The sequence below is a fragment of the Solemya pervernicosa gill symbiont genome, assembly GCF_002020875.1.
Taxonomy (GTDB): domain Bacteria; phylum Pseudomonadota; class Gammaproteobacteria.
On record NZ_MPRL01000108.1, the window covers coordinates 1 to 4,831 of the forward strand.

4 protein-coding genes are annotated in these 4,831 nt (G+C 47.2%); 1 reads left to right on the forward strand and 3 read right to left on the reverse strand.

From position 1 onward, the window contains the following. Positions 1–78: 78 nt before the first annotated feature. Positions 79–1,317 carry an ATP-binding protein gene (locus tag BOW52_RS16090; protein ID WP_078485103.1) on the reverse strand — a complete coding sequence of 413 codons (1,239 nt, stop codon included), beginning with the start codon at positions 1,315–1,317 and terminating at the stop codon, positions 79–81. A 549-nt stretch (positions 1,318–1,866) separates the two neighbouring features. Between BOW52_RS16090 and BOW52_RS16095 the strand changes: the two genes are divergently transcribed. Further along, positions 1,867–2,271, forward strand: a complete 405-nt coding sequence (locus tag BOW52_RS16095) for a type II toxin-antitoxin system RelE/ParE family toxin (RefSeq protein WP_078485104.1) — start codon at positions 1,867–1,869, stop codon at positions 2,269–2,271. Between the two features lie 143 nt (positions 2,272–2,414). On the opposite strand, the gene BOW52_RS16100 is transcribed toward BOW52_RS16095, so the two are convergent. Beyond that, complete coding sequence (locus BOW52_RS16100; RefSeq protein WP_078485105.1) at positions 2,415–3,353, reverse strand: hypothetical protein; 939 nt, start codon at positions 3,351–3,353, stop codon at positions 2,415–2,417. Beyond that, on the reverse strand, positions 3,350–4,831 hold a 1,482-nt coding region (locus BOW52_RS16105; protein WP_236725789.1), incomplete at its 5' end, for an ORC-CDC6 family AAA ATPase. The genes BOW52_RS16105 and BOW52_RS16100, both read right to left, overlap by 4 nt.

Sequence of the window (4,831 nt, forward strand, 5' to 3'; positions counted from 1 at the left end):
TCTTCGTCGTTCGCTCGCGCTCTCAACTACGAATATGCAGACGGCGTCGACTATCGCGGACTAACCGCCTTCGCTTCGCTATCCATGGCGGTCAGCGGCGGTCAGCGCGATGATGTGGCTGGCGTTACGCCCCTCGTCCTGCTCGATCACACGTATCTGCTGCATGGCGCTGTTGCCATCGAGCTCTGGCATCTGGATATCCATCAGCACCAGGTCGTAGTGCTCTTCTTGATAGTGCTCCACCGCTTTCCTGCCGTTGACCGCCACCTCCAGCGCATGGGGCATCTCATCGAAAAATGAGGTGATGACAATGACGTTGAGGTGATTGTCCTCGGCCAACAGGATACGCAGCGAGCGCTGCTCGCCGCCCTTGCTCGCCGAATCGGTCTCCGCCTCGCCATTGTGCTCCGATGCTCCTACGGTGAAAGGTAGCTCGACGGTAATGATGGTGCCGACATCTATGACGCTCGAGACCTCGATATCGCCTCCCATCAGGTCGATCAGCTGGGCGACGATCGCAAGCCCCAGCCCGAGGCCGCCATGTTTGCGTGACATGGAGTTGTCGGCCTGCTCATAGGGCTCGAAGATGGAGGTGATCTTCTCGTCCGGGATACCTATACCGGTATCGCTGACGGTGAGACGCAGAACATCGGGCCGCTCCTCGTCCAGATGGGCACGCAGGGTGACAGCCCCCTGCTCGGTAAACTTGATGGCGTTATAGCCCAGATTCATCAATATCTGATGGAGACGCGCGTGGTCGACAATGATCCGCTCGGGCAACTCACTACCAATCTCGGCATGGAACGCCAACCCCTTGTTACGCGCATCGTTGCCGAGAATGGTGGCGATATCCTCGAGCGATGAGCTGAGCGCCTCCTCTCTCTCATCAAGCTGGTACTGACCACCCTTGAGCCGCGCCACGTCGAGCACATCCTCCATGGTGGTGCTGAGAATGTTAGTGGCGGTGCGAGCCACATCAAGGTGCTCACGTTGTTTATCAGAGAGCTCCGTTTTCGCCAGCAGGTCGATTATGCCGAGGATGGCGGTGATCGGAGTACGAATCTTGTGGCTGGTGGCGGCGATGAACTGATCCTTAGCCTTGCTGGCCGACTCAGCCTGCTGCAGCGCATGCTTAAGCTCCTCCTGACTGTGGTGCATGTCGGTAATGTCTTTCGCCAGCGCCAGCGAACCAATCACCTCGCCATCAGCATCCTTCAGATCGTGTGAGTTCCAGGAGAGGACGCGCTCACTGCCGTTCTTGCAGTGGATGGTGGTCTCAAAGTTCTCTACCGCCAGTCCCTGCTCGATGATATCCATTGCTCGCGAGAAGACGTAGTTGCGGTAGGCCTCATCGGGTAGAGCAGCTCCCAGATATCGTTACGGCCAAGCACCTCCTCCCGGCTGTAGCCGCCGATCTTCTCCGCCGGCCGGTTCCACATAACCCCCTGGCATCTTTATCCAGCACATTGAGCCACATGGCACTGTTATCCATGACAATGCGGTGAAACTCGCTGAGTTCGTCGATATCCAAATCGCTATCCATTTCCCTTCCTGATTCTCTTATTCTTATTTGAGCCGTGAGCCTCTACTCACCAGCACTTTTATAAACCACTTAACAAACTCTTTCTACAACACTTCTCACAACTAAGCATTGCAACCTGTAATCGGAGGCATAACACCGACTTCATCACCTGTGGCGCACAGTTTCATCCAACCCCATTTTGAAAAGAGTGCTAAACCCTTCCGCATCAAGCAGTCATGTAGCCCGGATGACGCGAAGCAGAATCCGGGGTTAGATTTTGGTCAACCCGGATTGCGTTATACTTCATCCGGGCTACTTGCCTTGAATACGTCATATTTTTCCACATGAAAATACTCACCATACAAGAGAAGAATGGCCCATCAGCGTTCGAAGCATTTTTAAACAGTGTTTCCGAAGAGCTCGCCGCCGCCATCTGCAAAAAGCTTCAGGCATATAGTGAGGCCAATGAGATCTTCATGAGCAACAGCCTGAAGATACTGAAGCCAAAGATTTGGGGCTACAAAGGAACCATCTACAAACTTCGCGTCGATTGCAGCAAAGAGTCAGCACGAATCATGTTTACAAAAACCCCACACAACGATATTGCGCTACTGCATGGGTTTATTAAAAAGAGTCAAAAGACACCGAAGAAGGATGCAAAGATTGCAATGGGGAATCTCGAGCGAATTAAGAGCAACACAGAAGTAACTGAACTACCAATCGCGAGATATTTATCGATGACCAGTTAAGACCAAAGATCACAACTTTCCAATATTAGAAACAATCTATCTCTGACCCGGTTTTTGAAAAATTACTGATGAAAATGGAGTATCAAGAACTAAGTTTCATCTGACCCCACTTATTTATCAACCCTCAACAAAGCACATCACTTCTATGCCAACCAGACCGTACTTAAACCAGTAATCACACCAGCTGCTTGACGATCAACAGGATCTTCGCTTGTCGCTGCACTAACTCGCCAGACGCTTACATCTCGATACTGACTAGCGACCAAAAAGCAGCATAGCCCGAATATCTTCGGGCCAAACGTAGCAAGCACAGGCCTCCATTCTCTCTTACACCCAAGCACAACAGATTCCAATTTCTTGATTGCGTTTAGTGGATCAGTAACAGAGTAATAATAAATATCTTCTTCACTTATATGCTTTAGAACATCACTATTGCCCTCAATAGCTTCATCATCATAACGAACATCAATTCCACTTTGAGGTATAAACGCAATAGTTCGAGACGGATCTAAGTACCCACACAAACCGACAGCCCTACCTTTCTCTTTACCAATCCCAATGATCAGCACAGACGGAAGGTCAGGCAGAGAAATTGCGGAAAATCCTGCCACATGACCAACAACCTCATTCGGAGGATAAGCATCTATGCTTGCTGTATATCTCGCCGGTGAATACACAAAATCCACTTCAATCCTGTCAATAGATTCTGAAGCAATCATCGACTTTATAATTCCCCCATACCAAGACCTGGTCATACTTGTAACATCAACCAATACTTTTATTTCCTTATTAGTAATGCCTGTAACTAGCCGATTGTATATACGCTCTGCCTTCAGAGAGTGATTACCAGAAACACATCTATAATCAAAGTTGTTATTCCTATAAAATTCATCATTTATACTACGAGCACATGACTCCCTGTGCTCTTCAAATCCTAAAACAACGCATCTTTCTGAAGAAGGCTTGTAATTTTCCGCCACATATCTTGAGCGAGACTCATACCCAGATGCGGTAATGAATAGATCATACCTCTCGCTTTCGACTCTATTCTCAATATTGTCTGACACACTAAAAATATTCATAACTCAAGAACCATTTGGTTGCTATCATCAGGTGACGCACTTATACATGTATAGAGAGATGCTGGCGGATCATTCCTCATGAGAACCCTATACGATGGAGACAACATAAAACTAAGCCTAAGCCTAGAACTTTCTACTTTTGTTGGAACATCTTGCTGCGAAGCCCCAACATACACAAACGCACCACGATCAAGCCCCGTTTTGAGCAATGAAGAAAGAGCCTCGTCCACATCTTCTTCAACTCTAAAACTACCGTTAACATCCACAGGAAAGTCATTTGAGAACAACCTTGAATGAAGATATTTACCGATACGGTCAACCAAGGAGTAAAGACTGTTCTCTGCGCTATTCTCTCTATTACAGGGTATCGCTCTAATCGACATTAAAAAATTATTAGATGCCGCAGACAATATTTTTGCTTGAGATTGAAATACAACAATTGGTGACTCGCTACTTACATTGCTTAAGTCAATATCACGCCACTCACCCTTAACACCCAAATCAATTAGGTCATTTATTAAATTCAACAGCCTCCTAGGATTTCCCTCACTCATAGCAAACGCAACTTCTTTCCCGGCATATAGCGCTGGTCTTTTTCGCGAACGCTTTCCCTTCCTATTTAAAAACGTTTCTCGCAACAACACAATCGGTTTAATTTTTCTTAACAACTTATCACGCAGTTCAATCGACTCAGTATACGGATCACATGGATCCAAACCATGTTCTTTTAATACAAGCGAAAACGACTCATCAAAACTTGCAAGATTCTTCATTGCATCATAGTAATTTCCGCTCCTTTCATATACAGCACCCATTTTCTTTGAGTCTGCTCCAACTCGCTCCTCCCTTGCATACAACGACGAACCCAGCAAATCTTCAGCAGTAACGTTCTTAACTCCGAGACGCCCCTGAATGGCTCGAGTTGCCAGCTCATTACAAAAATCATGAGCGTCTACGATATGTGAGTACCATAATCTAATCGAATCAAAATCTTGCGTACTCTCTGGGTCCGCCTCATGTCCTTGCGGTAAAATTGGGCTCCACGTTAGCTTCAAGACAAACCTTTGATCAATGCTACGCGTTGAACCAAGCAACTCTTCACGCAGCCATTTTGGTGATATCTCAAGCTCATCAAAACACAAACCCCACCTTGTATTACAATACCTCCCATCTATTGACTCAAGTGCATTTGCACACATCACTGAAACATCCATTACACGGGCCTGAAATACAGATGGCAGCTCTTCAACAAGAGCTTCTATGCTATTCTGCACGGGATTATTTACAACTGATGACATTCTTGCACCAAGAATATCCATCGATGATTTGATGTCAGAAAGATTGGGCACCACACCCTTTAATTCAAGCGAGCCGATGAGCGTAGGGGAGTCGCTATTTTTGCGAGAGTTTGTTTTGGGCATCCAAGCCCAAGCAAACAGCAAAAACTTCACGCGACCGTTTATGCCTGCGGCGCCCCG